The organism is Chryseobacterium sp. FW101-FHT12H09 (assembly GCF_058790395.1).
This window is the reverse complement of record NZ_JBYTCP010000002.1, coordinates 849,018-874,860: the sequence shown is the minus strand read 5'-3', so window position 1 is coordinate 874,860 and position 25,843 is coordinate 849,018. Positions and strand designations below refer to the sequence as shown.

37 protein-coding genes are annotated in these 25,843 nt (G+C 35.5%); 7 read left to right on the top strand and 30 right to left on the bottom strand.

Annotation, left to right across the window (positions count from 1 at the left end):
- Nucleotides 1–14: 14 nt before the first annotated feature.
- The 27 genes from rpsD to AC3WRL_RS09670 form a co-directional block, all read right to left on the bottom strand.
- Nucleotides 15–623 (bottom strand): 30S ribosomal protein S4, encoded by a 609-nt coding sequence (rpsD, locus tag AC3WRL_RS09800; protein ID WP_214831143.1) that lies wholly within the window; start codon nucleotides 621–623, stop codon nucleotides 15–17.
- Between the two features lie 19 nt (nucleotides 624–642).
- The gene (gene rpsK / locus AC3WRL_RS09795; protein WP_089028777.1) at nucleotides 643–1,032 is read right to left on the bottom strand and encodes a 30S ribosomal protein S11; all 390 of its coding nucleotides are present in this window, start codon (nucleotides 1,030–1,032) and stop codon (nucleotides 643–645) included.
- A 12-nt stretch (nucleotides 1,033–1,044) separates the two neighbouring features.
- On the bottom strand, nucleotides 1,045–1,422 hold the full coding sequence (gene rpsM, locus AC3WRL_RS09790) for a 30S ribosomal protein S13 (protein ID WP_214831142.1): 378 nt from the start codon (nucleotides 1,420–1,422) through the stop codon (nucleotides 1,045–1,047).
- Between the two features lie 9 nt (nucleotides 1,423–1,431).
- Complete coding sequence (gene rpmJ, locus AC3WRL_RS09785; protein WP_007839480.1) at nucleotides 1,432–1,548, bottom strand: 50S ribosomal protein L36; 117 nt, start codon at nucleotides 1,546–1,548, stop codon at nucleotides 1,432–1,434.
- 63 nt (nucleotides 1,549–1,611) lie between these two features.
- Nucleotides 1,612–1,827 carry a translation initiation factor IF-1 gene (gene infA / locus AC3WRL_RS09780; RefSeq protein ID WP_034684855.1) on the bottom strand — a complete coding sequence of 72 codons (216 nt, stop codon included), beginning with the start codon at nucleotides 1,825–1,827 and terminating at the stop codon, nucleotides 1,612–1,614.
- Nucleotides 1,828–1,830: 3 nt separating this feature from the next.
- Nucleotides 1,831–3,210, bottom strand: a complete 1,380-nt coding sequence (secY, locus tag AC3WRL_RS09775) for a preprotein translocase subunit SecY (protein ID WP_089028776.1) — start codon at nucleotides 3,208–3,210, stop codon at nucleotides 1,831–1,833.
- 9 nt (nucleotides 3,211–3,219) lie between these two features.
- Nucleotides 3,220–3,669: a 50S ribosomal protein L15 gene (gene rplO / locus AC3WRL_RS09770; protein WP_214831141.1), complete on the bottom strand. Its 450-nt coding sequence runs from the start codon at nucleotides 3,667–3,669 to the stop codon at nucleotides 3,220–3,222.
- An 18-nt stretch (nucleotides 3,670–3,687) separates the two neighbouring features.
- A complete protein-coding gene (gene rpmD, locus AC3WRL_RS09765) occupies nucleotides 3,688–3,864 on the bottom strand; it encodes a 50S ribosomal protein L30 (RefSeq protein ID WP_007839493.1) in 177 nt (58 codons plus the stop codon).
- A 10-nt stretch (nucleotides 3,865–3,874) separates the two neighbouring features.
- Entirely contained in the window at nucleotides 3,875–4,396 is a 522-nt protein-coding gene (gene rpsE / locus AC3WRL_RS09760; protein WP_214831140.1) for a 30S ribosomal protein S5, read from the bottom strand.
- A 19-nt stretch (nucleotides 4,397–4,415) separates the two neighbouring features.
- Entirely contained in the window at nucleotides 4,416–4,769 is a 354-nt protein-coding gene (gene rplR / locus AC3WRL_RS09755; protein WP_214831139.1) for a 50S ribosomal protein L18, read from the bottom strand.
- Between the two features lie 14 nt (nucleotides 4,770–4,783).
- Complete coding sequence (gene rplF / locus AC3WRL_RS09750; protein ID WP_214831138.1) at nucleotides 4,784–5,329, bottom strand: 50S ribosomal protein L6; 546 nt, start codon at nucleotides 5,327–5,329, stop codon at nucleotides 4,784–4,786.
- 17 nt (nucleotides 5,330–5,346) lie between these two features.
- On the bottom strand, nucleotides 5,347–5,745 hold the full coding sequence (gene rpsH, locus AC3WRL_RS09745) for a 30S ribosomal protein S8 (protein WP_214831137.1): 399 nt from the start codon (nucleotides 5,743–5,745) through the stop codon (nucleotides 5,347–5,349).
- A gap of 144 nt (nucleotides 5,746–5,889) precedes the next feature.
- Nucleotides 5,890–6,159 carry a 30S ribosomal protein S14 gene (rpsN, locus tag AC3WRL_RS09740; RefSeq protein WP_214831136.1) on the bottom strand — a complete coding sequence of 90 codons (270 nt, stop codon included), beginning with the start codon at nucleotides 6,157–6,159 and terminating at the stop codon, nucleotides 5,890–5,892.
- A gap of 3 nt (nucleotides 6,160–6,162) precedes the next feature.
- Nucleotides 6,163–6,714: a 50S ribosomal protein L5 gene (gene rplE, locus AC3WRL_RS09735; protein ID WP_214831135.1), complete on the bottom strand. Its 552-nt coding sequence runs from the start codon at nucleotides 6,712–6,714 to the stop codon at nucleotides 6,163–6,165.
- Between the two features lie 13 nt (nucleotides 6,715–6,727).
- The gene (gene rplX, locus AC3WRL_RS09730; RefSeq protein ID WP_179469468.1) at nucleotides 6,728–7,054 is read right to left on the bottom strand and encodes a 50S ribosomal protein L24; all 327 of its coding nucleotides are present in this window, start codon (nucleotides 7,052–7,054) and stop codon (nucleotides 6,728–6,730) included.
- Nucleotides 7,055–7,076: 22 nt separating this feature from the next.
- Nucleotides 7,077–7,445, bottom strand: coding sequence for a 50S ribosomal protein L14 (gene rplN / locus AC3WRL_RS09725; RefSeq protein WP_034684837.1), 369 nt, complete (start codon nucleotides 7,443–7,445; stop codon nucleotides 7,077–7,079).
- The gene (gene rpsQ, locus AC3WRL_RS09720; RefSeq protein WP_052186088.1) at nucleotides 7,445–7,702 is read right to left on the bottom strand and encodes a 30S ribosomal protein S17; all 258 of its coding nucleotides are present in this window, start codon (nucleotides 7,700–7,702) and stop codon (nucleotides 7,445–7,447) included. The genes rplN and rpsQ overlap by 1 nt, the downstream gene beginning before the upstream one ends.
- 11 nt (nucleotides 7,703–7,713) lie before the next feature.
- Nucleotides 7,714–7,902 (bottom strand): 50S ribosomal protein L29, encoded by a 189-nt coding sequence (gene rpmC / locus AC3WRL_RS09715; RefSeq protein WP_200241614.1) that lies wholly within the window; start codon nucleotides 7,900–7,902, stop codon nucleotides 7,714–7,716.
- 12 nt (nucleotides 7,903–7,914) lie between these two features.
- Nucleotides 7,915–8,340: a 50S ribosomal protein L16 gene (gene rplP, locus AC3WRL_RS09710; protein ID WP_054512044.1), complete on the bottom strand. Its 426-nt coding sequence runs from the start codon at nucleotides 8,338–8,340 to the stop codon at nucleotides 7,915–7,917.
- Between the two features lie 78 nt (nucleotides 8,341–8,418).
- Nucleotides 8,419–9,156, bottom strand: coding sequence for a 30S ribosomal protein S3 (rpsC, locus tag AC3WRL_RS09705; protein ID WP_214831134.1), 738 nt, complete (start codon nucleotides 9,154–9,156; stop codon nucleotides 8,419–8,421).
- 7 nt (nucleotides 9,157–9,163) lie between these two features.
- Nucleotides 9,164–9,562: a 50S ribosomal protein L22 gene (gene rplV, locus AC3WRL_RS09700; RefSeq protein ID WP_214831133.1), complete on the bottom strand. Its 399-nt coding sequence runs from the start codon at nucleotides 9,560–9,562 to the stop codon at nucleotides 9,164–9,166.
- Nucleotides 9,563–9,564: 2 nt separating this feature from the next.
- The gene (rpsS, locus tag AC3WRL_RS09695; protein WP_027387215.1) at nucleotides 9,565–9,843 is read right to left on the bottom strand and encodes a 30S ribosomal protein S19; all 279 of its coding nucleotides are present in this window, start codon (nucleotides 9,841–9,843) and stop codon (nucleotides 9,565–9,567) included.
- Nucleotides 9,844–9,845: 2 nt separating this feature from the next.
- Nucleotides 9,846–10,667, bottom strand: a complete 822-nt coding sequence (gene rplB / locus AC3WRL_RS09690; protein WP_214831132.1) for a 50S ribosomal protein L2 — start codon at nucleotides 10,665–10,667, stop codon at nucleotides 9,846–9,848.
- A gap of 22 nt (nucleotides 10,668–10,689) precedes the next feature.
- Entirely contained in the window at nucleotides 10,690–10,980 is a 291-nt protein-coding gene (gene rplW / locus AC3WRL_RS09685; protein ID WP_214831131.1) for a 50S ribosomal protein L23, read from the bottom strand.
- 3 nt (nucleotides 10,981–10,983) lie between these two features.
- Complete coding sequence (gene rplD, locus AC3WRL_RS09680) at nucleotides 10,984–11,613, bottom strand: 50S ribosomal protein L4 (RefSeq protein WP_214831130.1); 630 nt, start codon at nucleotides 11,611–11,613, stop codon at nucleotides 10,984–10,986.
- Nucleotides 11,604–12,230: a 50S ribosomal protein L3 gene (gene rplC / locus AC3WRL_RS09675; protein ID WP_034738787.1), complete on the bottom strand. Its 627-nt coding sequence runs from the start codon at nucleotides 12,228–12,230 to the stop codon at nucleotides 11,604–11,606. The genes rplD and rplC overlap by 10 nt, the downstream gene beginning before the upstream one ends.
- 227 nt (nucleotides 12,231–12,457) lie before the next feature.
- Complete coding sequence (locus AC3WRL_RS09670; RefSeq protein WP_214831129.1) at nucleotides 12,458–13,222, bottom strand: DeoR/GlpR family DNA-binding transcription regulator; 765 nt, start codon at nucleotides 13,220–13,222, stop codon at nucleotides 12,458–12,460.
- 114 nt (nucleotides 13,223–13,336) lie between these two features.
- On the opposite strand from AC3WRL_RS09670, the gene AC3WRL_RS09665 reads away from it, so the two are divergent.
- From AC3WRL_RS09665 to AC3WRL_RS09635, 7 genes are all read left to right on the top strand, one after another.
- Entirely contained in the window at nucleotides 13,337–14,926 is a 1,590-nt protein-coding gene (locus AC3WRL_RS09665) for a glycerol-3-phosphate dehydrogenase/oxidase (protein WP_214831128.1), read from the top strand.
- A gap of 19 nt (nucleotides 14,927–14,945) precedes the next feature.
- The gene (gene glpK / locus AC3WRL_RS09660) at nucleotides 14,946–16,442 is read left to right on the top strand and encodes a glycerol kinase GlpK (protein WP_214831127.1); all 1,497 of its coding nucleotides are present in this window, start codon (nucleotides 14,946–14,948) and stop codon (nucleotides 16,440–16,442) included.
- Nucleotides 16,443–16,466: 24 nt separating this feature from the next.
- A complete protein-coding gene (locus tag AC3WRL_RS09655) occupies nucleotides 16,467–17,198 on the top strand; it encodes an MIP/aquaporin family protein (protein ID WP_214831126.1) in 732 nt (243 codons plus the stop codon).
- A gap of 18 nt (nucleotides 17,199–17,216) precedes the next feature.
- Nucleotides 17,217–18,017 carry a hypothetical protein gene (locus AC3WRL_RS09650; RefSeq protein ID WP_492330182.1) on the top strand — a complete coding sequence of 267 codons (801 nt, stop codon included), beginning with the start codon at nucleotides 17,217–17,219 and terminating at the stop codon, nucleotides 18,015–18,017.
- 146 nt (nucleotides 18,018–18,163) lie between these two features.
- The gene (locus AC3WRL_RS09645; RefSeq protein ID WP_261510952.1) at nucleotides 18,164–18,577 is read left to right on the top strand and encodes a hypothetical protein; all 414 of its coding nucleotides are present in this window, start codon (nucleotides 18,164–18,166) and stop codon (nucleotides 18,575–18,577) included.
- Nucleotides 18,577–19,578, top strand: coding sequence for a hypothetical protein (locus AC3WRL_RS09640; protein ID WP_214831123.1), 1,002 nt, complete (start codon nucleotides 18,577–18,579; stop codon nucleotides 19,576–19,578). Before AC3WRL_RS09645 ends, AC3WRL_RS09640 begins: the two co-directional genes overlap by 1 nt.
- 48 nt (nucleotides 19,579–19,626) lie before the next feature.
- The gene (locus AC3WRL_RS09635; protein ID WP_261510950.1) at nucleotides 19,627–22,344 is read left to right on the top strand and encodes a hypothetical protein; all 2,718 of its coding nucleotides are present in this window, start codon (nucleotides 19,627–19,629) and stop codon (nucleotides 22,342–22,344) included.
- Nucleotides 22,345–22,374: 30 nt separating this feature from the next.
- Here the strand turns inward: AC3WRL_RS09635 and AC3WRL_RS09630 are convergent, their stop codons facing one another.
- The 3 genes from AC3WRL_RS09630 to rpsJ form a co-directional block, all read right to left on the bottom strand.
- Nucleotides 22,375–22,869, bottom strand: a complete 495-nt coding sequence (locus tag AC3WRL_RS09630) for a low affinity iron permease family protein (RefSeq protein WP_214831121.1) — start codon at nucleotides 22,867–22,869, stop codon at nucleotides 22,375–22,377.
- A gap of 106 nt (nucleotides 22,870–22,975) precedes the next feature.
- Nucleotides 22,976–25,159 (bottom strand): TonB-dependent siderophore receptor, encoded by a 2,184-nt coding sequence (locus tag AC3WRL_RS09625; RefSeq protein WP_261510948.1) that lies wholly within the window; start codon nucleotides 25,157–25,159, stop codon nucleotides 22,976–22,978.
- 361 nt (nucleotides 25,160–25,520) lie between these two features.
- Nucleotides 25,521–25,826, bottom strand: a complete 306-nt coding sequence (rpsJ, locus tag AC3WRL_RS09620; RefSeq protein WP_002661363.1) for a 30S ribosomal protein S10 — start codon at nucleotides 25,824–25,826, stop codon at nucleotides 25,521–25,523.
- Nucleotides 25,827–25,843: the final 17 nt, after the last annotated feature.

Sequence of the window (25,843 nt, the reverse complement as noted above, 5' to 3'; positions counted from 1 at the left end):
ATTTGATTAAAAAATTATTTAGAGTAAAGTTCGACGATAAGCTGTTCCTTGATGTCTTCCGGAATTTGGATTCTCTCAGGAGCAGATACGAAAGTACCTTCTTTTTTCTCATCGTTGAATTGTAACCACTCATAGTTTGCTTTTGATGCCAAAGCATCAGCAACAACCTCTAGAGATTTAGATTTTTCTCTTACAGCGATTACATCACCAGCTTTCACTAAATAAGACGGAATGTTAAGAATCTCACCATTCACAGTGATGTGTCTGTGAGAAGTTAACTGTCTTGCACCAGATCTTGTTTTAGCAAAACCTAATCTATATACAACGTTATCCAATCTTGATTCGCAAAGCTGTAATAAAACTTCACCTGTTACACCTTTACTTCTGTGTGCTTTATCGAATAAGTTTGCAAATTGCTTTTCTAAAATACCATAAGTATATTTAGCTTTTTGCTTTTCAGCTAACTGAACTGCATATTCTGATTTTTTAGCACCTCTTCTTTTGTTAGGACCATGTTGTCCTGGCGGTTGGTTTTTTCTCTTTTCGAAGTTTTTATCATCTCCGTAGATTGCAGCACCAAACTTTCTAGCAATCTTAGTTTTAGGTCCAATATATCTTGCCATAATGGGTAAATTCTAAAAATTAAACTCTTCTTCTTTTTGGTGGTCTACATCCATTGTGTGGCATAGGAGTCACATCAATGATTTCGCTAACTTCAATTCCTGAATTGTGAATAGTTCTGATAGCAGATTCTCTACCTGCACCTGGACCTTTCACAAACACCTTAACTCTTCTTAACCCAGCTTCGTGAGCAACATTAGAGCAATTTTCAGCTGCCATTTGAGCAGCAAATGGAGTATTCTTTTTAGAACCTCTGAAACCCATTTTACCGGCAGACGCCCAAGAGATAACTTCTCCGCTTTTATTTGTTAAAGAAATGATGATGTTATTGAAAGAAGCTTGAATATGCGCTTCACCAATAGCTTCAACTTTTACTTTTCTTTTTTTAACTACTTTAGTTTGTTTTGCCATAATTCCTAACGATTATTTACTTGCCTTTTTCTTGTTAGCAACAGTTTTTCTCTTTCCTTTACGGGTTCTAGAGTTGTTTTTCGTTCTCTGGCCTCTTAAAGGTAGTCCTAGTCTGTGACGTATTCCTCGTTGGCATCCTATGTCCATCAATCTCTTGATGTTCAATTGCACTTCAGAACGCAATTCTCCTTCTACTTTAACGTTTTCAGAGATGTAAGTTCTAATTGCAGCCAATTCATCGTCATTCCATTCGTTGACTTTCTTGTCTTCGCTGATACCGGCATTTTTAAGGATTTCAGAAGATGTACTTCTACCAACCCCATAAATATAAGTTAAACCGATAACGCCTCTTTTGTTTTTTGGTAAATCAATACCTGCAATTCTCGCCATAATTTAATATTAGCCTTGTCTTTGTTTAAATTTTGGGTTCTTCTTGTTGATTACGAAAAGCACACCTTTTCTGCGTACAATCTTGCAATCAGCGCTTCTTTTTTTTATTGATGCTCTAACTTTCATTTGATAGTATTTATTTTTTAACAATAGCCAAATGGAAACCCGAAGACTCCATTTGGCGTTTGTTTAATATCTAAAAGTAATTCTCCCTTTTGTCAAATCATAGGGAGACATTTCTAGTTTTACCTTATCACCAGGTAAAAGTTTAATATAATGCATTCTCATTTTACCAGAAATATGAGCGATAAGTATATGCCCATTTTCTAGCTCTACACGGAACTGGGCGTTCGAAAGTGCTTCCGTTATCACGCCGTCTTGTTCAATATGTTTTTGTTTTGCCATAAATTAATATCCAGTCGTTCTTGATAATTTAGACTGCATTAAGCCATCATAATGATGGTTCAGCAGATATGTATTAATCTGTTGAACAGTATCTAAAATAACTCCAACCATAATCAATAGTGATGTTCCCCCGAAAAATAGGGCGAACGCATCTGTCTGAACTAAGCTTCCGTGTACAATTGCCGGAAGGATTGCAAAGATAGATAAAAATATTGCACCTGGCAAGGTAATTTTTGATAAAATATCATCTAAATAATCAGCCGTCTCTTTTCCTGGTCTTACTTTCGGTACTAAACCTCCGTTTCTCTTTAAATCATCAGCCATTTGGTTAACCGGAATTGTAATCGCAGTATAGAAAAATGAAAAGATTATAATTAGCAATGCAAACAATACATTGTATTGCCAGCTAAAAACATTCTTGAAACCTGCAAGAAAAGTATTGGATTCGTCAAATTTGGTTAATAAACCTGGTACGAACATCAATGCCTGAGCAAAGATGATTGGCATAACTCCAGCCGCATTAACTTTCAATGGGATCCACTGTCTTGCTCCTTGCATAAGATTTTTATTTACACCTCCTCTTGCTTGCGCTCTGCTTACATATTGAATTGGAATTTTTCTCACAGCAACAGATAGTACTACTGCTAAGAGAACAACCAACATCCAGAATATTACCTCAATAAGGATCATAATAGACCCCATCCCTCCTTTTCCGTTCTGCACGGCCATTTCCTGTACAAATGCTTCAGGTAATCTAGATAAGATACCAACCATAATAAGGATAGAAATACCATTTCCGATTCCCTTGTCAGTAATTTTCTCACCTAGCCACATTGCAAATACTGAACCGGCAACCAAAATAACAATACTTGGTAACCAGAACATGATAGAATTTGGCTCTACATAATATGCAGACTGGAACTGAGCATACGGCAAAAATAATTGAGTAATAGAAGTTAAATAAGAAGGTGCCTGTACTAAACAAACTCCGATAGTTAACCATCTAGTTATTTGATTCAATGTATTTCTACCTGACTCTCCATCTTTCTGAAGTTTCTGAAGATAAGGAATTGCCATCCCCATCAACTGAACAATAATAGAAGCTGAAATATAAGGCATTATACCAAGTGCCATAACAGAAGCGTGGCTGAAAGCCCCCCCTGTAAACGACGAAAGCAAGCCAAGGAGACCTGCTCCTTGCTTGTTACCGCCTTGACTTTTATAATGCTCTAAGAGATCTCCTACTTGTGCAAGATTAATTGCAGGTAGAGAGATATAAGATGCGAATCTATACACAAGGATAATACCTAAAGTGAAGATAATTTTATCTCTTAATTCTTTAAGGCTCCAAATATTTTTGAGGGTTTGTATAAATTCTTTCATTAGTTACTATTATAATGTAATTGCTTTTCCACCTGCTTTAGCAATAAGCTCTTCAGCAGATTTAGTGAATTTGTCAGCAGAGATTGAAACCGCAGATTTCAATTCACCTCTACCCATAATCTTCACAATTTCGTTTTTAGTAGCTAAACCGTTTTCGATTAGAACTTCTTTAGTAATATCTCCTGTTATAGATTTATTTTCTATTAAAGTCTGGATAGAATCCAGGTTAATTGCTCTAAATTCTTTTCTGTTTACATTTTTGAAACCGAACTTAGGTAATCTTCTTTGTAAAGGCATCTGACCACCTTCGAAACCGATCTTCTGAGAATAACCAGCTCTAGCTTTTTGACCTTTGTGACCTTTTGTAGAAGTACCTCCTTTTCCACTACCTTGTCCTCTACCAATTCTTTTTGAATTAAAAGTAGAACCTGCAGCAGGTTTTATGTTGTTTAAATTCATTTTAATTTCTTTTTAAAATTATTTTTGAACTTCAAGTAAATGACTAACTGCAGCTATCATCCCTAAGATAGAAGGCGTAGCTTCGTGTTCTACAACTTGGTGAAGTTTCTTAAATCCTAATGCTTCAAGCGTTCTCTTTTGGGTTTTTGTTCTTCCAATAGCGCTTCTTACTTGCTTTACTTTGATTGTTGCCATTGTTTTTATATTAACCGTTAAACACTTTAGTTAAAGAAACTCCTCTCATTCTTGCAATTTCTTCAGGTCTTCTGATATCTAACAACGCTTTGAAAGTAGCTTTCACCACATTGTGAGGGTTAGAAGATCCTTTAGATTTTGAAAGGATATCGTGAATACCAGCAGATTCCAATACTGCTCTTACCGCACCACCGGCGATAAGTCCTGTACCGTGAGAAGCAGGTCTTAAGAAGATATCTGCACCACCGTATCTAGCAGTAGTTTGGTGAGGAATTGTATGGTTCATTACAGGAACTTTCACAAGATTTTTCTTAGCATCTTCAACTGCCTTAGCAATTGCAGAAGCAACTTCTTTAGATTTTCCTAAACCGTAACCAATAATTCCTTCTTCATTTCCAACAACAACAATAGCAGAAAACCCGAAAGCTCTACCACCTTTAGTTACTTTTGTTACTCTGTTTACAGCTACGAGACGATCTTTTAATTCTAATCCTCCCGGTTTTACTCTTTCTATATTATCTAGTCCTAACATATTTTCCGAAATTTAATGATTAGAATTTAAGTCCTCCTTCTCTCGCACCATCAGCTAGAGCTTTCACTCTTCCATGGTATACGAAACCGTTTCTATCAAACACAATACTTTCAATTCCTGCAGCAACTGCTTTAGCAGCAATAGCTTTACCAACAGCAGCAGAAACTTCAATTTTAGTTCCATTAGCGTCAACTCCTTTCTCTCTAGAAGAAGCAGATACTAAAGTTTTACCATTTTTATCGTCGATTAACTGAGCGTAAATTTCCTTATTACTCTTATATACCGATAATCTTGGCAATTCAGAAGATCCAGAGATTTTTCCTCTTACTCTTCTTTTTATTCTTATTCTTTTTTCTAATTTACTTAATGCCATTTTCTTATAATTTATTAAGCAGATTTACCAGCTTTACGTCTAACATTTTCACCAACGAATCTTACACCTTTTCCTTTGTACGGCTCAGGCTTTCTGAATGAGCGGATTTTTGCAGCCACCATTCCAAGAAGTTGCTTATCATAAGACGTTAAAGTAATAATTGGGTTTTTACCTTTTTCAGTCAATGTATCGATTACCACTTCTTTTGGAAGTTCTAAAACAATACCGTGAGAGAATCCTAAAGCTAATTCAAGTTTTTGACCTGAATGAGAAGCTCTGTATCCTACCCCTACTAGTTCTAACTGTTTTGTGAAACCTTCAGCAGTTCCTACAATCATGTTGTTGATCAACGCTCTGTATAAACCGTGAAGCGCTCTGTGTTGCTTAGAATCAGATGGTCTGTTAAAAGTCAGTTCTCCATCTTTTTGTTCTAAAGTAATTCCTTCTGTAAGTTCCTGGGTAAGTTCTCCCTTTGGACCTTTAACTGTTACAACACCGTTATTTTCAGTAACTGTAACACCTGAAGGAACTGTTATAATTGCTTTACCAATTCTTGACATTTTCCTTTGATTAAAAATTAATAAACATAGCAGATTACTTCACCGCCTACTTTCTCTTCTCTAGCTTTCTTATCTGTCATTACTCCTCTAGAAGTTGAGATAATAGCTACACCCAAACCGTTTAGTACTCTTGGAAGTTCAGTTGAACCTTTGTACTGTCTCAAACCTGGTCTTGAAGCTCTCTGAATAGATTTAATAGCTGGTTTGTTAGTTTGCTTGTCATACTTTAAAGCGATTTTGATTGTCCCTTGAACAGCGCTATCTTCAAACTTGAAGTTTAAGATATACCCTTGATCAAATAAGATTTTCGTAATCTCCTTTTTGATTTTCGATGCAGGAATTTCCACCACTTTGTGGCCTGCGCTTTGTGCGTTCCTTACTCTTGTTAGGAAATCTGAAATTGGATCTGTTACCATTTTTCTATTTTAAATTATTGGTTGAAGACAATCAGTATTGAAAAGACTTGAAGATTAAAATATCAGACTTCAGAAAATCTTAGGTCTGATATTTTTTTTCTTTAGTTTCCAGACAACTTAATTGTCCCGATTAATTATTAATTGTTACCAACTAGCTTTTTTCACTCCAGGGATAAGGCCATTGTTAGCCATTTCTCTGAAAGTTACTCTTGAAAGACCGAAAGTTCTCATGTAACCTCTTGGTCTACCTGTTAGTTTACATCTGTTGTGTAATCTTACAGGAGAAGCATTTTTAGGTAATTTTTGAAGTGCATCATAATCACCAGCTTCTTTTAAAGCTTTTCTTTTGTCAGCGTATTTAGCAACTAGTGCTTCTCTTTTGCGCTCACGCGCTTTCATTGATTCTTTAGCCATTTCTTAGTTCTTTTTAAATGGTAAACCGAAGTGAGTTAATAATGCTTTCGCTTCTTTATCTGTTTTCGCAGTAGTAACGAAAGTGATATCCATCCCTTGGATTTTTTTCACTTTGTCAATTACGATCTCAGGGAAGATAATCTGCTCAGTAATACCTAAGTTATAATTACCTCTACCATCAAAACCATCAGCTTTGATACCAGAAAAATCTCTAATACGTGGTAAAGCTGAAGCAGTAAGTCTGTCTAAGAATTCATACATTTTATGAGCTCTTAAAGTAACTTTAGCACCTACAGGCATTCCTTTTCTCAATTTGAAGGCAGCCTCATCTTTCTTAGAGATTGTACCTACAGCTTTTTGTCCAGTAATATTTGTAAGTTCTTCTACAGCATAATCAATGATCTTTTTGTCTGCAGTGGCATCACCTAATCCTTGAGATAGGATGATTTTTTCCAATTTAGGTACCTGCATTACAGATTTGTACCCAAATTCTTCCATCATTGCAGGAACAATTGTTTCGTTATATGCTTTCTTGGGTCTTGCTATATATTCCATGTGTTATTTAAAATTATAAAGTTTCACCCGTTTTTTTGTCGATTCTTACTTTCTTATCTCCTTCAGTTTTGTAACCTACTTTTACAGCTTTACCGTCTTTACCAACTAAAGCGATGTTTGAGATATGAATAGAAGCTTCTCTTTCTACGATTCCTCCTTGAGGATTTGAAGCTGAAGGCTTAACGTGTTTCTTAATGATGTTAAGTCCTGCAACGATTACTCTAGGGTCTTTTCCTTCTTTTTTGATCACTTCAATAACTTCACCAGTTTTACCTTTGATATCTTTCTTACCAGTAGTAATGATTACGTTATCTCCTCTTTTTATTTTTAACTTTGACATTTTCTTATAAAAATTTTAAAAATTAAAGTACTTCAGGAGCTAATGAAATGATTTTCATATATTCTTTGTCTCTCAACTCACGAGCAACTGGTCCGAAAACACGCGTTCCTCTCATTTCTCCTCCAGCGTTTAGTAAAACACAAGCATTGTCTTCGAATTTGATGTATGAACCATCTTTTCTTCTAACTGCTTTTTTAGTTCTTACTACAACTGCTTTAGATACCTGACCTTTCTTTGCGTTTCCTGATGGTGTAGAATCTTTAATAGTAACTACGATTTTATCACCAACTGAAGCATATCTTCTTCTGGTTCCTCCCAGAACTCTGATAACCAATACTTCTTTAGCACCTGTGTTATCAGCAACTTTTAATCTTGATTCTGTTTGTAACATTACTTAGCTTTTTCAATGATTCTTACTAATCTCCATCTTTTACTCTTGCTCATAGGTCTTGTTTCTTGGATAAGAACTGTATCTCCTTCTGTGCATTCGTTGTTCTCGTCGTGTGCAGTATATTTCTTCGTCTTTAATACGAATTTACCGTACATCGGGTGTTTCACTCTAGTAGTCTCACTTACAACAATGGTCTTTTCCATTTTATTGCTGGAAACTATTCCGATTCTTTCTTTTCTTAAGTTTCTTTCCATAATGTATGAAAATCTTATTGTTGTTTAGTGGTTAACTCTGTATTTAGTCTTGCGATTGTCTTTCTCAAATCTTTGATTTGAATTGGATTTTCAAGCGGACTGATTTTATGAGCTAATTTCATTTTTGTGAATTCAGCTTTTGCTTCAGTCAATTTAGCTTGAATATCTTCTGCGCTTAGATTTTTAATTTCAGCTTTTTTCATTGTATTCAAAGATTATAGAGGTTTAACAAAATCATTAGCAACTACAAAATTGGTAACTACCGGTAATTTTTGTGCAGCAAGTCTTAAAGCTTCCTTAGCGATGTCGTAAGATACTCCACCCACTTCGAACAAAATTTTACCCGGCTTTACTACAGCTACCCAATATTCCACAGCACCCTTACCTTTACCCATCCTTACTTCGGCAGGTTTTTTAGTAATAGGCTTATCTGGAAATATTTTGATCCATAGTTGACCTTCTCTCTTCATATATCTTGTAGCAGCAATACGTGCAGCTTCAATTTGTCTTGCAGTGATCCAAGCTCCTTCTGTAGCTTTGATTCCGAAAGTACCATAAGCAAGTTGATTACCTCTCTGAGCAATCCCCTTCATCTTCATCTTATGAACTTTACGAAATTTGGTTCTTTTTGGTTGTAACATAATTTCTTAAATTTTAGATTTTAGAATTTAGATTTTAAAAAAGTAACGGTCATTTAAAAACTATCCTCTAAAATTTTATTAATTATTTTTTTTATCTCTTGAAGGTCTTCTGTTATCTCTATCTCCACCTCTGTTTCCACCTCCTGAAGGTCCTTTTTTCTGTTGTCCTACTAGTGGAGAAAGTTCTCTTTTACCATAAACTTCACCTTTCATAATCCAAACTTTAACCCCAAGTCTACCGTAAGTAGTGTGAGCTTCTGCAATATGATAATCGATATCAGCTCTGAAAGTAGATAAAGGAATTCTTCCGTCTTTGAAAGATTCGCTTCTTGCCATTTCAGCACCGTTCAATCTACCAGAGATTTGAACTTTGATACCTTCAGCACCCATTCTCATTGTGCTTGCTATAGCCATTTTAACAGCTCTTCTATAAGAAATTCTGTTTTCAATTTGCTTAGAAATGCTATCAGCAACTAATACTGCATCAAGTTCAGGTCTTTTGATTTCGAAAATGTTGATTTGAATATCCTTACCTGTAAGTTTCTTCAATTCTTCTTTTAATTTATCAACTTCCTGACCTCCTTTACCGATGATAAGTCCCGGTCTAGCAGTAGTAATAGTAACTGTTACTAATTTTAATGTTCTTTCAATATAAATTTTTGAAATCCCACCTTTAGATAATCTAGCTTCAAGGTATCTTCTGATTTTGTAGTCTTCAGCGATTCTGTCTCCATAATCGTTTCCACCAAACCAGTTAGAATCCCATCCTCTGATGATACCTAATCTGTTACCAATTGGATTTGTCTTCTGTCCCATACCTTGATTAATTTTCTTTATTACCTAAGATTAATGTAACGTGGTTAGATCTTTTTCTGATTCTATGACCTCTACCTTGTGGAGCTGGTCTTAGTCTCTTCAATTGTCTTGCACTATCCACGAATATTTCTTTAATGATAAGGTTTGCTTCTTCTATATCAGCACCTTCATTTTTAGCCTGCCAGTTTGCCATAGCAGAAAGAAGTAATTTCTCTAACTTGTTAGAGGCTTCTTTTTTAGAATATTTTAGAATATAAAGAGCTTTATCTACCTGTTCTCCTCTAATGATATCAACTACTAATCTCATTTTTCTTGGAGAAGATGGGCAATTATTTAATGAAGCTTTTACAACATCTTTGTTAGCTTCTTTTCTTGCGATTGAACTATCTTGTTTTCTTGATCCCATGATTATCTGCTTCCTTTATTTTTATTACCACCATGACCTCTGAAAGATCTTGTTGGAGAAAATTCGCCTAACTTGTGACCAACCATGTTTTCAGTAACATAAACTGGGATAAAAGATTTCCCGTTGTGTACTGCAATAGTTTGTCCTACGAAGTCCGGAGAGATCATCGATGCTCTAGACCAAGTTTTAATAACTGTCTTCTTACCAGACTCTATGTTTGCCTGAACCTTCTTATCTAAAGTATATGCGATGAACGGTCCTTTTTTAAGTGATCTTGCCATAATTATTTTCTTTTAGATACGATGTAACGGTTAGACACTTTGTTTTTCTTTCTAGTTTTGTAACCTTTAGCCGGCATACCATTTCTAGATCTTGGGTGACCTCCAGAAGAACGTCCTTCCCCACCACCCATTGGGTGATCTACTGGGTTCATTACTACCGCTCTTGTTCTTGGTCTTCTACCTAACCATCTGCTTCTACCAGCCTTACCTGATACAGTTAACTGATGATCCGAGTTAGAAACCGAACCAATCATTGCATAACATTCAGTAAGGATCATTCTAGATTCTCCTGAAGGCAATTTGATGATTGCATATTTTCCGTCTCTTGAAGTTAATTGAGCTGAAGAACCAGCACTTCTTGCTAAAATAGCACCTTGTCCAGGTTTCATTTCAACACAAGAAATAACAGTACCCAATGGAATATTTTTCAATTTCATTGCGTTACCTACATTTGGTTCTACGCTTTCTCCTGAAACTACTTTCTGATCTACTTTAATACCGTTTGGAGCGATGATATATCTCTTCTCTCCGTCTGCGTACTCTAATAAAGCGATAAATGCAGTTCTGTTTGGATCGTATTCTACAGTTTTTACCGTTGCTTCAACATCATGCTTGTTTCTTTTGAAGTCGATAATTCTGTATTTCTTTTTGTGTCCACCTCCGGTGTAACGCATGGTCATTTTACCAGTTTGGTTACGTCCACCTGACTTACTAATACCAACTGTTAGAGATTTCTCTGGTTTGTTGGTAGTAATTTCCTCAAAATTGTTTACAATTCTGAATCTCTGTCCTGGGGTGATAGGTTTTAATTTTCTAACAGACATTACTATTATTTATAATTAATAATTAATTTACAGCGAAAATATCGATTACTTCTCCTTCAGCAAGAGTGATAACCGCTTTTTTCAATTTATTTGTCTTTCCTACTTGAAGACCTTTTTTAGTGTGTTTCGAAGAAACTTTAGGCGCATAAATCATGGTTCTAACGTCTGCTACTTTCACACCATAAGTTGCCTCTACAGCTTTCTTAATTTGGATTTTATTCGCCTTAGTATCTACCAAGAAAGAATAAGCACCTCTTAAATCTGTAAGATAGTTTGCTTTTTCTGAAATAACTGGTTTAATAATAACTGACATGATTTATTTCTTTAGATTTTCCTGGAATTTTTCAACTGCACCTTCTAAGAATACGATCTCACCTGCATTGATTAAGTCATATGAACTGATTTCATTGAACTTCATCACTTTAGTCTTAGGTAAGTTTCTTGAAGATAAATACACATTCTTGTTAGTATCAGGAAGAATGAATAAAGACTTCTTATCGCTTAATGCTAATGCATTCAAGATAGTAATGAAATCTTTAGTTTTAGGAGCAGCAATGCTCAAACCTTCCACAATTCTAATGCTGTTGTCTCTCATTTTCTGAGAAAGAACAGATTTTTTAGCTAATCTCTTAAGAGCTTTGTTCAATTTGAATCTGTAGTCTCTTGGCTTAGGTCCGAATACTCTACCTCCACCTCTGAAAGTTGGAGATTTAATATCACCATATCTAGCAGATCCAGATCCTTTTTGCTTCTTAAGTTTTTTAGTAGAAGCAGTAATTTCGCTTCTTTCTTTTGATTTATGAGTTCCTTGTCTTTGTGCAGCAAGGTACTGTTTCACTTCTAAGTAAACCGCGTGCTTATTTGGCTCAATACCGAATACAGATTCGTCTAGAGTTACTTTTTTTCCGGTCTCCTTTCCTGATGTATTTAATACTACTAGTTCCATTTTCTGATAATTACATAAGAATTTTTAGCTCCCGGAACAGCACCTTTTACTACTAAAAGATTTTGTTCTTGATCCACTTTTAATACTTGAAGGTTTTGAACAGTTACCTGCTTACCTCCCATTCTACCCGCCATTCTCATTCCTTTGAATACTCTCGAAGGATCCGATCCAGCACCGATAGAACCTGGAGCTCTAAGTCTGTTGTGCTGACCATGAGTAGCTTGCATTACACCTCCAAAGCCATGTCTTTTAACAACACCCTGGAAACCTTTACCTTTTGAAGTTCCTGTTACGTCAACAAATTCACCTTCAGCGAATAGATCAACTTTTACTTCTTCTCCTACTTTTACTTCATCAACGAATTCTCTGTAGAACTCTACTAATTTAGCTTTAGGAGCAGAACCAGCCTTTTTAAAATGGCCAGCTAACGCTTTACCAACGTTCTTTTCACTCTTGTCATCGAAACCCAATTGAACTGACTTGTAGCCGTCCTTTTCTATGGTTCTGACCTGTAAAACCGAGCACGGACCAGCTTGAATAACTGTACAAGGAATGTTTTTTCCTTCTTCGTTAAACAAAGACGTCATACCGATTTTTTTACCAATAATACCTGACATTGTTTATGTTATAATAAAATTTATCCTCTATTTACACCCATTTTTAGATGGTTAAAGTAATTTCCACGTTTGAGATGGGCATACTTTTCCCCTAAAATGAGTGTGCAAATTTATGGATAATTTTTAGATTGGCAAATTTTATAGCAAAATATTTTGATTTTTAGTAGCTTACAAAATAAAACATGCTTTAGAATGCATTTTGAACTTACCCCGGAACAAGGTGAAAGCTATCTCGTAATAACACTTAAACCCATTTCTTCAAGGTTCTTTTTATCTTCTTCCAGAATCGCTTCATCTGTGATTAAATAATCAACTTTATCCAAAGAAGCAATCTTTCCAAAGCCTTTCTTATTCAGCTTTGATGAATCAGCCAATATCATCACCTTATCGGAGCACTCTATCATGAGTTGATTAAGATGTGCTTCAGCTGCATTGGATGTACTGATTCCAAAATCCATATCAATCCCATCAACACCCAGAAATAGTTTATTACAAGAAAACTGAGCAAGAATGGTCTCAGAGATAGAACCTACGATTGAAGTGGAACTTTTTCTCACTTCCCCGCCTAACTGTATAATATTAATGTTGGGATTGTTACATAGCTCTAATGCAACCCTTAGTGACGAAGTAAGAACTGTAAGCCTTCCGAAGTTCACCAGCATCCTTGCAAGATAATGCATCGTAGTTCCAGAAGCCAGAATGATACAGTCGTTTTCTTCAATCAGCTTTAGAGCAGCTTTAGCAATACTTTGTTTTGCTTCTACATTAATTGTTTCTTTTTCATCTACATTCTTTTCATAAGCATATCTTACATGCTTACTCGCACCACCATGATTTCGAAAAAGAAGACCTAAGCTTTCTAAATAATTCAAATCCTTTCGAATCGTAACTGAAGAAACATTATACTTTTCACATAACTCCTGTACGAGAACATAGTCTTTTTTGTCCAGTTCATGCAGTATCTCGTTATGCCTTGGTATTAATTTTTCCATTCTTTTTCTTTCACCAAAGTTATTATTTTTTTTCAAGACATTAAAATTTCACTTATTTTCTTTTTAGTTTCATTTTTAATTATTAGCTTTGAATTCGAAACTTAACGAAACATTATGAAACGAAATGAAGAACTCAGCAAATTAACCACCGTAAAAGAATGGGACTTTCTGGTCATTGGTGGAGGAGCAAGCGGTTTAGGTTCGGCATTGGACGCAGTAAGCAGAGGATTTAAAACGTTACTGTTGGAATCTCACGATTTTGCGAAAGCGACTTCCAGCAGAAGTACAAAACTGGTACACGGTGGCGTACGGTATTTAGCACAGGGAGATATTGGTTTGGTAAAGGAAGCATTAAAGGAAAGAGGATTACTGGCAAAAAATGCCGCTCATGTAGTAAAGAATCAATCTTTCATCATTCCTAATTATACTTGGTGGGGAGGAATTTATTATAAAATTGGACTTTCGATTTACGATTTTCTTGCAGGAAAATTAAGCTTAGGCAAAACTCGATACATTAGTAAATTAAAAACAATTGAAAAGCTGCCAACTATTGAACAAAAAAACCTGGCAAGCGGGGTCGTTTATCAGGACGGACAGTTCGATGACGCACGATTGGCAGTTAACTTAACACAAACGATCATTGAAAAAGGTGGAACGGCTGTTAATTATGTTAAGGTAATTAATTTAATTAAAAACGATTCTGATAAAGTAATTGGTGTAGTTGCTGAAGACCAGTTTACAAAACAGCAATTCGAAATTCATGCAAAGGTGGTTATCAACGCAACCGGAGTTTTCACCAATGACATATTAAACATGAATAATCCAAAACACGGAAAATTTGTGGTTCCTAGTCAGGGAATCCATTTGGTTTTGGATAAATCTTTCTTAAAAAGCGATGATGCTATCATGATTCCGAAAACTTCGGATGGAAGAGTTCTATTTGTCGTTCCTTGGCACGACAGAGCTTTAGTAGGAACAACTGATACCTTACTGGAAAGCGAAAGTTTTGAGCCTCGTGCGCTGGAAGAAGAAATTAAATTTGTTCTAAATACAGCAAGACAATATCTATCAAAAAAACCAACACGGGAAGATGTAAAATCAGTGTATGCAGGGCTTCGCCCACTTGCTGCTCCAAAAGACGGAAGCAAAAGTACGAAAGAAGTTTCGCGAAGTCATAAAGTGGTAACATCTGATACAGGTTTGGTTTCTATCATTGGAGGAAAATGGACAACCTACCGTAAAATGGCACAAGACACGATAGATAAAGCCATGCAGGTTCATCAATTAGGAACAACAGCTTCTAAAACCGAACATCTTTCCATTCATGGGAATATGAATCCTGAAGCAGTTGATCGAACCAACCATTTATATGTCTACGGATCAGACATACCCGAAATCAAAAAACTACAACAGAGCAATCCTGAATTTTCAGAAAAAATACATCCTGATCATCCATTTACAGTTGCTGAAGCAATTTGGGCAATCCGAAGCGAAATGGCACAGACCATTGAGGATATCCTTGCCCGAAGAGTCCGTTTATTATTTTTAGATGCTAGAGCTGCGATCGACAGTGCACACAAAATCGCTTTCATCATCGCAAAAGAAAACGGATATTCAGAGCAGTGGGCCAATGAGCAGGAAAGAGAGTTTATCGAATTGGCGAAAGGATATTTACTGATTCCTTATTCACCAAGACCCATCTAACCTTAATTAATGTCACAGTATGAGTGAAAAGTTGATTCTCGCTCTGGACCAAGGTACAACCTCGTCAAGAGCCATTTTATTCAATCACAGCGGAGAAATAGAATTTGTTTCTCAGAAAAGTTTTGAACAGATATTTCCTACCCCCGGATGGGTAGAACATGACCCTAACGAAATTTGGTCTTCTCAGGTTTCGGTAGCAGCTGAAGTTATAGCTAAAGCAGGTATTTCAGGATTGGAAGTTGCCGCAATAGGTATTACCAATCAACGTGAAACTACGATCGTTTGGGATAAAGAATCTGGTGATCCTGTTTATAATGCTATCGTATGGCAAGACAGGAGAACGTCTAAATATTGTGACTCTTTAAAAGAGCAAGGATATACGGACATGATCAAAGAGAAAACGGGACTGGTACTGGATGCTTACTTTTCAGCGACTAAGCTAAAGTGGATCCTTGACAATGTAGAAGGAGCAAGAGAAAAAGCAGAAGCAGGTAAATTATGTTTTGGCACCGTTGATACCTGGTTGGTATGGAAACTTACACGTGGCAAAATGTTCATTACAGATGTTTCTAATGCGAGCCGAACTATGCTTCTTAATATCCAGACGTTAGAGTGGGATAATGAACTTTTAGAGTTATTTAATATTCCAAAAGCCATCCTGCCTGAAGTTAAGCAAAGCAGTGAGATCTATGGAGAAACAGCAACTACTCTATTTTCCACTAAAATTCCAATTGCAGGAATAGCAGGAGATCAACAGGCAGCTTTATTCGGACAAATGTGTACTACTCCAGGAATGGTTAAAAACACATATGGTACAGGATGCTTCCTATTAATGAATACAGGAAAAGAGGCCGTTCATTCTAAAAACAATTTACTTACCACTGTTGCATGGAAAATCAATGGTGAAGTAAATTATGCTTTAGAAGGCAGTGTTTTTGTTGGCGGTGCCGCAATACAGTGGGTGAGAGATGGCCTTAAATTGATCAACTCAGCTGATGAGATCAATGATCTTGCTAAAAGCGTTGAAGATAACGGCGGAGTTTATTTCGTTCCTGCGCTTACAGGTTTAGGAGCCCCTTACTGGGATCAATATGCCAGAGGAGCAATTGTCGGCATAACCCGTGGAACAACAAATGCACATATTGCAAGAGCAACTTTAGAAGGAATTGCATTCCAGGTTTACGATATTGTAAAAGCAATGGAGGCCGATGCAGGAACTGGTAGTCTTGAATTAAGAGTTGACGGTGGAGCTTCCAAAAGTGATTTACTGATGCAAATCCAATCAGATCTCCTAGGAGTCAAAATAACAAGACCAAAAACCTTAGAAACAACGGCATTGGGAGCTGCTTATCTTGCAGGCCTTGCTGTAGGGTATTGGAAGAACATTGATGAAATCCAATCTCAGTGGATCGTAGATAAACATTTCCAACCTGAACTGGAAAAAGAGAAAGCGGATAAAATGATCCATTTATGGAACAAAGCTGTAAAGCGCTCTCAAAACTGGATAGAAGATTAACTTCCATTAAACAAAACATAAACTATGACTCCATTTATAGCAGAAATTATCGGGACAATGCTTATGATACTACTCGGAAACGGCGTAGTGGCAAACGTTGTTTTAAAAGGAACGAAAGGTAACGGTTCCGGCTGGATTGTGATTACCACGGCTTGGGCTCTGGCAGTTTTCGTTGGTGTAACCATTGCAGGGCCAATCAGTGGTGCCCATCTGAATCCTGCAGTAACATTAGGTTTAGCCATCGCAGGAAAATTTTCATGGGACTTAGTTCCTACATATATCGCCGGAGAAATGATTGGTGCAATGTTAGGTGCTTTTTTGGTTTGGGTATTTAATAAAGACCATTTTGCCATTACAGAAGATGAAGGTGCAAAACTAGCTTGCTTCAGTACTGGCCCAGCGATTAGAAAACCTATTTCAAATCTCATTAGTGAAATCATTGGGACATTCGTTCTTGTTTTTGTGATCTTCCATTTTGCTGATCCAAATCTCACTTTAAACAATGATCCAAATGCTAAGATCGGTTTGGGAACAATTGGAGCTCTACCTGTTACATTGTTGGTTTGGGCAATCGGTCTATCTTTAGGAGGAACGACAGGTTATGCTATTAATCCTGCTCGTGATTTAGGACCAAGAATTATGCATGCAATTCTTCCTGTAAAAGGAGGAAGTGACTGGGGCTACGCCTGGATTCCTATTGCGGGACCTATTTTAGGGGCAACTCTTGCGGCTTTATTGCACCTCGCTTTAAGTTAACTAAAGAAAGTTTACACAATGAAAAAACTATTTTTTATATGCCTAATTATTTTAGGTACAGGGTCTCTTTTTGCCCAGGAGAATACAGAAACCAAAGACGAAGGTCGTCTAGATTTCACCGCTAATATTCAGAACAACCATTTATGGCGAGGATTAATTATTACAGATAAACCTGTGGTAATGGGAAATCTTTCTTACGCTCTGGATAAAGAAAAAAAATGGAAAGTCGGAATATGGGGCGCATCTTCTTTAACCGATGATAAAGATGGTACGCATTACAAGGAAATCAATTATTATGTTCAGTACTCAGATGGGCGGCTTTATATTGGATTATGGGATTTATTTAATTCCAGAAACATCAATACAACCGTTGCCTCAGATGACATCTTTAATTACTCTAATAGAAGAACGGCACATATTATTGATCTAAGGACCAATTATACTTTTGGACCCTCATTTCCTTTAAATGTTGAAGCTGATATTATGTTATATGGTGGAGCCAATGCTGGAGAAGTAGTTTTGGAGCCGGATGGAAGTTATAAAAAGAATAAATATTCTACTTATGTACAAGTGAGTTATCCTGTAATTGCCCATCAAAAGGTAAATCTCGATGCTTTCGTAGGTGGTGGATTTGCTTTTAATGACGGTACTTTTTTATATGGAAATGGAAAAAACAGTTTCGATATAGTGAATGTTGGTATAAAAGCAACTAAAGCTTTAAAAATAACAGAGCATTATACACTTCCAGTTTCTATGATGGCAATGTGGAATCCTTCTAATAAATATGCGAGAATTCAACTTGCAGCAACAGTATTCTAATACTCTTTTTTCTATATTAAATAAACCATTCCTTTATTGGGATGGTTTTATTTTTTACGCCTTTCTTTAAAACTTAAAAACTAACCTAAATACCGGGTTTTTACGGTCTAATTCTTGCCTAAATATTTTTAAATTTGATAAAAAAAATGAAAAAGGTATTCAGCTTATTTATTCTGTGTATAAGCATTTTTTCTTTCGCCCAGTCAAAAGCGCCCTTCACTGGCAAAAGATCCTTCAACATTGTGGAAGGTTATAGTGGAACCGGGACACCAGCCTATTATCTTGATGTAAAAAAGAATGGTGATGTATATTTTGGTTATGTTCAGGTAAATCAGGCTAGTGGAGAAGAGACCACTGAGGAAATGAATGCTGGAAAGTATAACCCTACAGTAATGAAAGCACAATTCAAGAAGTTTAATGAAATATTTTATGTAAAGTTTGATAAAGAAAAAATCTATCTTACTGACGAAAAAGGAAATATTCAGAAATCTGAAGATTGCTGTTCTGCCTTAGAAAGTGATAAAGGAAGTTGTACCTGTGAAAGCGTTTTTTATCAATAATGAAAATAGCCAAGTTTTTAATAGTCCTCATTTTGCTTACTTCATGTAGCAAAAAGACAGAGCATCCGTATACTTTTTATTACTGGAAAACGAAACTTTCGTTAGAGCTGGAAGAGAAAAAAGCCTTAAATGAAGTTACAACACCTTATTTATATACAAGATTTTTTGATATTGACAAGGTAAATGGGAGATTTGAGCCTGTAGCAGTTATTACCAAAGACCTTAGTTTTCAAACAGATAAACAAATAGTCCCAACAGTCTTTATAACAAATCCGACTTTCCTGAACATTTCAATGGACGAGATACAATTTCTCGCTAAACATGTTAACGATTTAATCCAAAAGAAAATTACTCAATATCATTTAAAAGTTAATCAGGAAATACAAATAGATTGTGACTGGACAGCAGGAACCCGTGATGATTATTTCAATTTTTTAAAAGAGCTAAAAAAAATCTCTGGTAAAGAAATAAATTGCACCCTTCGCCTTCACCAGGTAAAGGATAAAATGCAAATGGGCATACCTCCTGTGACAAAAGTTTATCTGATGTGTTATTCCACTTCTTCACCTTTGGAAACATCTGATAAAAATTCCATACTGGACGTCAATATTTTAAAAAGCTATCTTTCAAAACTAGAAAACTACCCTATCAAGAAAATTGATGTGGCGCTGCCTATTTATTCTTGGGGAATTGTTACAAACCACTTAGGAAAACATAAACTGATCAACGCATTATCTGACAAAGATCTGAAAAACCCAAACTTCAAAAAAATATCAGATCACGAAAGCGAAATTTTAAAAGACGGATTTTACTTTGGAAGTTATTTAAATAAAGGTTTTAAGATAAAAGTTGAACAAGTTACAAGTGAACAGCGTAATGATGTAATCTCGTTTTTGGATAAAAAAATATCGCAGTTTAATATTATTTATTATCAATTAGATAGTAAATTTGTTAGTAATCAAAATTTTAATCTAACATCTCAATTTCAGGGTGATTTTTAAAATTGCGAAACATTATAAAATCACAACAAAAAAACATCAAAAACCAATATGAAAAAGTATATTCTTTCTCTTGCCGTCGTGTCACTTTTCTATACGAAGTATGAAGCGTGTGCATGGTCAGACCCTGACTATGAATATTTTAATCTCTTTACTCAGAGCATCATAAAAGATAAATCTTATCTACCATTCCTTCATAGTTACTCGACAAGGTTTTACACAGATTTTAAATCATCTCAAATTCCGGATGAAAATATTGGAGCATGGAAAAAGTTCTTCGGTAATCAATTAAGTTACGCTGAAACAGATTATCTGGTGAATAAAATGGGTATGAATGACCTTAATGAATTAAAGAAAGGAAATCCAAATAATCAATTACTAAAAAAACTGGGTTCAGGATTCTATCAAAAATATCATGAAGGAATTGATTATTTAATTGAAGCTAAATACCTCGAACCCTATATGAGGATTAACTTCGTTGAAAACCCTAATTCTTATTTTTATGGAGGGACTCAAAATGATAAGAATGCTACAAACCTTGATTACAGCAAAACAATTTCTGCTTTAACTTCTCTATATAACGCTGCTAAGAATTCTGAAATCAAACAACGATATGGCTATCAGCTCGTACGTTTGAATCATTATACCAGAAATTACGATGCAGCAGTTCAGGCTTTCAAAACCTATGTTGAACCCATCAGATTGAAAGGAGCACCTTACTTTATGGCTCTCGACCAACTGGCAGGAGCACAAAGAGGTCTGGAAATGAACAGCGATGCCAACTGGAACTTCTTCCAGGTCTTTATGAATAGTGACAGCCGTAAAGAGTCAGCCTTTGTTTCTATGAAACTTTCGGATACGGCTTCTTTTAATAACATTTTAAAAAGAGCTGGAACTGATAATGAAAAAAACATGGCATATTTTCTTTTGGGATACGAAGATTTCACAAATCCAATTCCAATCATGGAAAAGATGTACGACATCAATCCTGATTCGGAAATTTTGAAAGTAATGGCCGTGAGAAGTATCAATGAACTGGAACGAACTTATCTTCCTACTTATTATTACACTTCCGATGACACAGATAATGCAACTGTTCAAAAAGAAGGATCCAAGACTTCTACGGAAGCAACGAAGACAGAAACAACAAAGGTGAAAGAAAAGGAGCTTTCATTCTGGCAGAAAATCGTTAGATTTTTTAAGAACCTGTTTGGTGGATCCAAATCAGACAAGACCGCCGATGGGAAATCTGATCAAAGCGATGATGAGCTATTAGATAATCCTAACAGAATTCCGTTCTACACAAAAAATGCAGGTTACTGGTATGGCGACAAAGATCAGAAAGATTTTCTGGATGATCTTGAAAAGTTTACCGAAAAGACGAAAGAGAAATCAAAAGATGAGTATTGGCAAATTGCAGATGCCTATCTGAAATTTCTGAAAAAAGATTACAAAGCAAGTACAGAAATCCTGGAAGACATCAAAACAACCAATCCAGAGTACCTTGAAGAAATAAAAAGAATGAAAGTTCTGAATGACATTGTATCTCAGCCTAAAATAACTTCAGAATATGAGGATCATTTAATGAAAGATTATCCTGAATATTTTATCGAAAAAGAGGTAAAAAAAGACAGCACAAGAACTGATTATGATGACTATTATGGTCCTGTTCCTTCTACCGCTTCTTTCCTTAAAGATGTTTTAGCAAACCGTTACTTCCTTCAGGGAGAAGATGGAAAGTCATTCTTGATGAGTAATAAACTTTCTGATCTTCAATATAACCCTAACTCCAGTTTAGTGAAGAGTGTTGAGGATTTTTATAAAAAACCAAATAAGAATCAGTTTGAACAACAGATCATTGCCAAAAACATGGATGATGTAGGAAATATTGATGCTTTTTTTGGAGTGATCTATGGCGACCGCGCAATGAGAATGGCTGACTTTGAAAAAGCTAAATCTTATTATCAGAAGGCTCAGGATTTTGTTGGGATTCCAAGAATCAATTATGACTGGGTTTCAAGTGAGCAACCAAAGGTTCCACACAAGTATGCAGACGGTGAATACAATGGTTTCAGAAATATTCCGAGCTATGTATTTGGTCATAATGTTTGGGAAAGCTTTGAAAGTATTGCTGGTATAAGTATGGAAAATGAAAATTACACTCAGTTTCCTTTCATTAAAACAACAATGAATAAACTTGAGTTAGCTGATGCAGCGATCCAGCTTAAAAAGATGAGCAGTGGAAAAGATGAAAAAGCGGCTAAAGCCAGTCAGCTTATTGGAAATTTATTATATAACACTTCTATTCTCGGTTATTACAGACAATTGTTCGTAATGGATGTCGACAACAGTAATGGAGGTAAATATGATTTTTGGAATACAGATAAGAAGACACCTTATCAGTATTATTACAAAAATTTCCTTGATAAATCTTATATGGAACCTGATAATTTTGATCTGGCTATTAACTATTATAAAAAGGCATTGGATCTATCGGCAAACAAAGAAGAGAAAGCAAGAATACTATTTCAGATGGCTAGTGCTGAACAGGGGAAATACTATCAGTATGAAGCAAACAACCCATCTAAGATCAGCTACTCTGATCCGAAGTACTCTGAAAAAAGTGATGCATATCAAAAACAGTTGGATGATACGAAGAATCAAAAGTTCCGTACCTATTTTGCATTATTGAAAACCCAGTACTCGGATACTGAGGCAGCTAAAAGCCTTATGGGAAGTTGTTCTTATTTTAGTTATTTCATGAAATAGCAGCTTTCACTTTATAAATAAAAAAAGGAATCATAATGATTCCTTTTTTTGTTTTTCCAGCCATTCATCATGTTTCTTTTTAAAGAGATCATGCTTATAATTCTGATTTCTCTTGGCAGCATCAATAGAATGAGACGTATGGATATCAACATCATCTTCAGCAAAATCAGCTAATTTTTCATAGTAAGTATGCAACTGATCTAATTCCTTTTCAGAGAGATCTTCAATATCTACAATCCGGTTGCTTGCTTTTTCATGAGCAGCAATGAGTTCGTTGAGTTTAATCTGTATGGCTTTTGAATCTTTATTCTGCGCTTTCTGAATTAGAAACACCATCAAAAAAGTAATTATTGTCGTTCCTGTGTTAATCACTAACTGCCAAGTTTCAGAATAGTGAAAAACAGGTCCGGAAAAAGCCCAAATCACAACAATAGCGGTTGCTCCGATAAACGCATATGAGCTTCCTGTAAATTTTGTTGCCCAATCTGAAAATTTTTCAAAAAAATTATTGCTCTTATGACTCATCGTGGATATTATTTTAAAGAATAAATGTATTAAATAATATTATTCTTTAAGCAATAAAATGCAAACAATAAAGCCTATTGATTTTCCAAAATCCTTCTCTAATTATTTAAAATCTGTAATTAACCTGAACTGCAAAATTTCTAGGCTGGATCTGATCTATATATCCGCCTCTGAAATAAGAATTATAACCAACGGTATCGAAAATATTATTGAAGAACACTCTCAAACCAAGTCCTTTTTTGAAAACATACCCTATTTGTGCATCTACCGTAGTATATTCAGGCATATTGAATGGTTTTTCACCAAGCTGAGTTCCGTTAATGTGACCACTGGCTGCATTAGAATATTTTTGTTTATAATCATCAACAGGTCTCGTTCCTACATAATAAATTCCAGCTCCCACATCAAACCCTTCGAAAGTTCCTCTACTAAATTTATAATTCAACCAGGCATTTGCTGAATTCTTTGGTGTATTAATTGGTGCAGAGCCATTAACAAATGAAGGACTATCTTTGTATTGAGCATCCACATAAGCCCATCCCGTCATTACCTGCAAATTTGGAAGGATCTTCCCAATCAATTCTACTTCTATCCCTTTTCTTTTCAGTTCTCCTGCCAGTGCATAAGTTCCTGTACTATTTCCACCTGTTAGTACTTCATATGATAAATTGTCAGTATTAATATTGAACATTGTAACATTGAATCTTAATCTTTCATTCAGCCAATCAGATTTAATCCCCACTTCCCATTGCTTAGTGGTTGAAGCTCCTACAGTTCCTCCTTCTAGTAATACATTATTTGCACCTCTTAAAGAAGTTGTACTTGTATAAGAGCCAAAAACGTTCATGTTTTCGATCGGTGAGATCATAAGCCCTAATGATGGATTCCATGCATAGCTAGGTTTTTTATCAGATCCGTTCAATCTGCTGTAACGAATTCCCAAATGTGCTTTAACATATTTATTAAAAGTAATAACATCTTGGGCCATTAAACCTAATGTTGGTGTTACCGTATTAACTATAGGATCTTTCGTTATCAAATCGAAGTTATTTGCATCGATACCGGAAGGTAGGATATTATTAATTTCATTAAGAACATTAATACGATCAATCTCCTTTGGTATGTAAGATTTTGTAGTAACATTAGATTCTTTCCAATCAAAACCAACCTGGAAGGTATGTTTCATAAATCCTGTCATCACGTCTGCTCCAATAAAATCAAATTGAAAAACTTTATTCAAATCTTCACGCTCAGATTTTGTCAAACTTCTATCTCTTATTTCATTTGGATTTTTTGGATCAATTGGAGCTAGCGCTGCTCCTGTCATATCAGCTTGATATGAAGAGCTCATAAATGCTGCTCTTATTTTCAGTTTATCATTTAATTTTCTTGTCGCAGTAGTAGAAAAATTAAAAGTCTCCATCTTTGCATTATCTGATGAAAATCCAAGAAATTTCCTGCCAGGCATCTTATATATTGCTTCTGTATCGCCTTTCGCCAAATTGACAGTTCCTCGATCGGGTGTAGTATTGTTGTGCATATAGTCCATCTCTACAACAATCTCAGTTTTATCATCCGGACGAATTGCAATTGAAGGATTAACGTAAATACGATCTGTATTAATAAATCTCCTAAAACTATTATTATCCTGATAAGCAGCGTTCAATCGTACAGCAACTTTCCCCTGAGAATCCAATACTCGCTGAAAATCTATAGTTGGTCTGTAAAAGTCCCAACTACCATATCTAAAGCCAACATTCGTTTGGTTGATAAATTTCGGAACTTTAGTTACCACATTAATAACGCCACCTGCAGAACCTAATCCATCTCCAATTCCCTGTGTAACTGCCGCTGACCCTTTTATTACCTGAATGCTTTCAACTCCTTGCATGTCTGTAAGCATGGCACCGGTTCTAAAATCAGAGTCCATCTGAACACCGTTTTTCAAAACAGGTACACCACGATAACCTCTTATCGACATACTTTCTCTTGTCCCACCATAGCTTCCAAACTGTGTAACACCTGGAATATTCTTAGCAACATCCGTTACGGTTAAGCCTCCTAAATCTTCTATTACTTTATAAGAAATTACTGAAATACTTTGAATCTGATCTCGGGTTTTAAGAGGCAGCCTTGTAATGGCTTCAAGACCGTCAGGCTGTTTTTTTCTTTCTCCAAATAACTCAACTTCTTCGATCGTTTTTTCTCTTCTAATAGTATCATTAAGCTTTTGTGCATTGGCAAAACCAATCCCTAATACTACTAAAGAAATAGATACTGTTTTTCTCATAATTCTTTTTTGCAAAATTATTATTTTTAATAATTCTAAATAAAAAATGAGAATTGACATATCTCAGCAAAAAGAATTATGATATACGAAATCTTAATTGTCTTTCAATATTTGCAAACATATTCTTAGTCATAATCGCGGGTCCTTATAGAATAAAACAGGAAACAACTCATTAGCTGCTTCCTATTAAAATTCGTTACACTTATTTTCATTCTATAATAGATACTGCCCAGTATAATATTCACCAATCTTTATATTGCTTAGCATTTATTAAACTTATCTCTTTAAAGTTTATTACAATTAAAAATCCGTCTCTTTAAAAGGGACGGATTTTTATATAATCACGGCTTAGTGCACGTTATCACACTTTAATTTCAACATCTACACCGCTTGGTAACTCTAATTTCATTAGAGCGTCCACAGTTTTAGAAGAAGAAGAATAGATATCCATCAATCTCTTGTGAGCTGAAAGTTGGAACTGTTCTCTAGCTTTCTTATTTACGTGTGGAGATCTCAACACAGTGAAGATTCTCTTATTAGTTGGCAATGGAATTGGTCCGTTTACAACAGCACCAGTAGCCTTTACCGTTTTTACGATTTTCTCAGCAGACTTGTCTACCAAGTTGTAATCGTAAGATTTTAGTTTTATTCTGATTCTTTGTGACATTTTTCTAATTTAAAAAA

What these genes read in the sequence shown, in the direction of transcription:
- AC3WRL_RS09665 (WP_214831128.1), top strand. Translation starts at nt 13,337, where the DNA reads ATGAAACGAAATGAAGAACTCAGCAAATTAACCACCGTAAAAGAATGG.
- AC3WRL_RS09650 (WP_492330182.1), top strand. Translation starts at nt 17,217, where the DNA reads ATGAAAAAACTATTTTTTATATGCCTAATTATTTTAGGTACAGGGTCT.
- rpsE (WP_214831140.1), bottom strand. Translation starts at nt 4,396, where the DNA reads ATGTTAGGACTAGATAATATAGAAAGAGTAAAACCGGGAGGATTAGAA.
- glpK (WP_214831127.1), top strand. Translation starts at nt 14,946, where the DNA reads ATGAGTGAAAAGTTGATTCTCGCTCTGGACCAAGGTACAACCTCGTCA.
- rplV (WP_214831133.1), bottom strand. Translation starts at nt 9,562, where the DNA reads ATGGGATCAAGAAAACAAGATAGTTCAATCGCAAGAAAAGAAGCTAAC.
- AC3WRL_RS09655 (WP_214831126.1), top strand. Translation starts at nt 16,467, where the DNA reads ATGACTCCATTTATAGCAGAAATTATCGGGACAATGCTTATGATACTA.
- rplF (WP_214831138.1), bottom strand. Translation starts at nt 5,329, where the DNA reads ATGTCAAGAATTGGTAAAGCAATTATAACAGTTCCTTCAGGTGTTACA.
- rpmD (WP_007839493.1), bottom strand. Translation starts at nt 3,864, where the DNA reads ATGGCAACAATCAAAGTAAAGCAAGTAAGAAGCGCTATTGGAAGAACA.
- rplX (WP_179469468.1), bottom strand. Translation starts at nt 7,054, where the DNA reads ATGTCAAAGTTAAAAATAAAAAGAGGAGATAACGTAATCATTACTACT.
- secY (WP_089028776.1), bottom strand. Translation starts at nt 3,210, where the DNA reads ATGAAAGAATTTATACAAACCCTCAAAAATATTTGGAGCCTTAAAGAA.
- AC3WRL_RS09630 (WP_214831121.1), bottom strand. Translation starts at nt 22,869, where the DNA reads ATGAGTCATAAGAGCAATAATTTTTTTGAAAAATTTTCAGATTGGGCA.
- rpsJ (WP_002661363.1), bottom strand. Translation starts at nt 25,826, where the DNA reads ATGTCACAAAGAATCAGAATAAAACTAAAATCTTACGATTACAACTTG.
- AC3WRL_RS09670 (WP_214831129.1), bottom strand. Translation starts at nt 13,222, where the DNA reads ATGGAAAAATTAATACCAAGGCATAACGAGATACTGCATGAACTGGAC.
- AC3WRL_RS09640 (WP_214831123.1), top strand. Translation starts at nt 18,577, where the DNA reads ATGAAAATAGCCAAGTTTTTAATAGTCCTCATTTTGCTTACTTCATGT.
- rplN (WP_034684837.1), bottom strand. Translation starts at nt 7,445, where the DNA reads ATGTTACAAACAGAATCAAGATTAAAAGTTGCTGATAACACAGGTGCT.
- rplO (WP_214831141.1), bottom strand. Translation starts at nt 3,669, where the DNA reads ATGAATTTAAACAACATAAAACCTGCTGCAGGTTCTACTTTTAATTCA.
- rpsK (WP_089028777.1), bottom strand. Translation starts at nt 1,032, where the DNA reads ATGGCAAAACAAACTAAAGTAGTTAAAAAAAGAAAAGTAAAAGTTGAA.
- rpsC (WP_214831134.1), bottom strand. Translation starts at nt 9,156, where the DNA reads ATGGGACAGAAGACAAATCCAATTGGTAACAGATTAGGTATCATCAGA.
- rpsH (WP_214831137.1), bottom strand. Translation starts at nt 5,745, where the DNA reads ATGGTAACAGATCCAATTTCAGATTTCCTAACAAGAGTAAGGAACGCA.
- rplB (WP_214831132.1), bottom strand. Translation starts at nt 10,667, where the DNA reads ATGTCTGTTAGAAAATTAAAACCTATCACCCCAGGACAGAGATTCAGA.
- rpsD (WP_214831143.1), bottom strand. Translation starts at nt 623, where the DNA reads ATGGCAAGATATATTGGACCTAAAACTAAGATTGCTAGAAAGTTTGGT.
- rpsS (WP_027387215.1), bottom strand. Translation starts at nt 9,843, where the DNA reads ATGGCAAGATCACTTAAAAAAGGACCGTTCATCGCATATACTTTAGAT.
- rpmJ (WP_007839480.1), bottom strand. Translation starts at nt 1,548, where the DNA reads ATGAAAGTTAGAGCATCAATAAAAAAAAGAAGCGCTGATTGCAAGATT.
- rpmC (WP_200241614.1), bottom strand. Translation starts at nt 7,902, where the DNA reads ATGAAAAAAGCTGAAATTAAAAATCTAAGCGCAGAAGATATTCAAGCT.
- rpsM (WP_214831142.1), bottom strand. Translation starts at nt 1,422, where the DNA reads ATGGCGAGAATTGCAGGTATTGATTTACCAAAAAACAAAAGAGGCGTT.
- rplR (WP_214831139.1), bottom strand. Translation starts at nt 4,769, where the DNA reads ATGGCATTAAGTAAATTAGAAAAAAGAATAAGAATAAAAAGAAGAGTA.
- infA (WP_034684855.1), bottom strand. Translation starts at nt 1,827, where the DNA reads ATGGCAAAACAAAAACATATTGAACAAGACGGCGTGATAACGGAAGCA.
- AC3WRL_RS09625 (WP_261510948.1), bottom strand. Translation starts at nt 25,159, where the DNA reads ATGAGAAAAACAGTATCTATTTCTTTAGTAGTATTAGGGATTGGTTTT.
- rplC (WP_034738787.1), bottom strand. Translation starts at nt 12,230, where the DNA reads ATGTCAGGTATTATTGGTAAAAAAATCGGTATGACGTCTTTGTTTAAC.
- rplE (WP_214831135.1), bottom strand. Translation starts at nt 6,714, where the DNA reads ATGGAATATATAGCAAGACCCAAGAAAGCATATAACGAAACAATTGTT.
- AC3WRL_RS09635 (WP_261510950.1), top strand. Translation starts at nt 19,627, where the DNA reads ATGAAAAAGTATATTCTTTCTCTTGCCGTCGTGTCACTTTTCTATACG.
- rpsN (WP_214831136.1), bottom strand. Translation starts at nt 6,159, where the DNA reads ATGGCTAAAGAATCAATGAAAGCGCGTGAGCGCAAAAGAGAAGCACTA.
- rplW (WP_214831131.1), bottom strand. Translation starts at nt 10,980, where the DNA reads ATGTCAGTTATTATTAAACCAGTTATTTCAGAAAAAGCAAACTATCTT.
- rplD (WP_214831130.1), bottom strand. Translation starts at nt 11,613, where the DNA reads ATGGAACTAGTAGTATTAAATACATCAGGAAAGGAGACCGGAAAAAAA.
- rplP (WP_054512044.1), bottom strand. Translation starts at nt 8,340, where the DNA reads ATGTTACAACCAAAAAGAACCAAATTTCGTAAAGTTCATAAGATGAAG.
- AC3WRL_RS09645 (WP_261510952.1), top strand. Translation starts at nt 18,164, where the DNA reads ATGAAAAAGGTATTCAGCTTATTTATTCTGTGTATAAGCATTTTTTCT.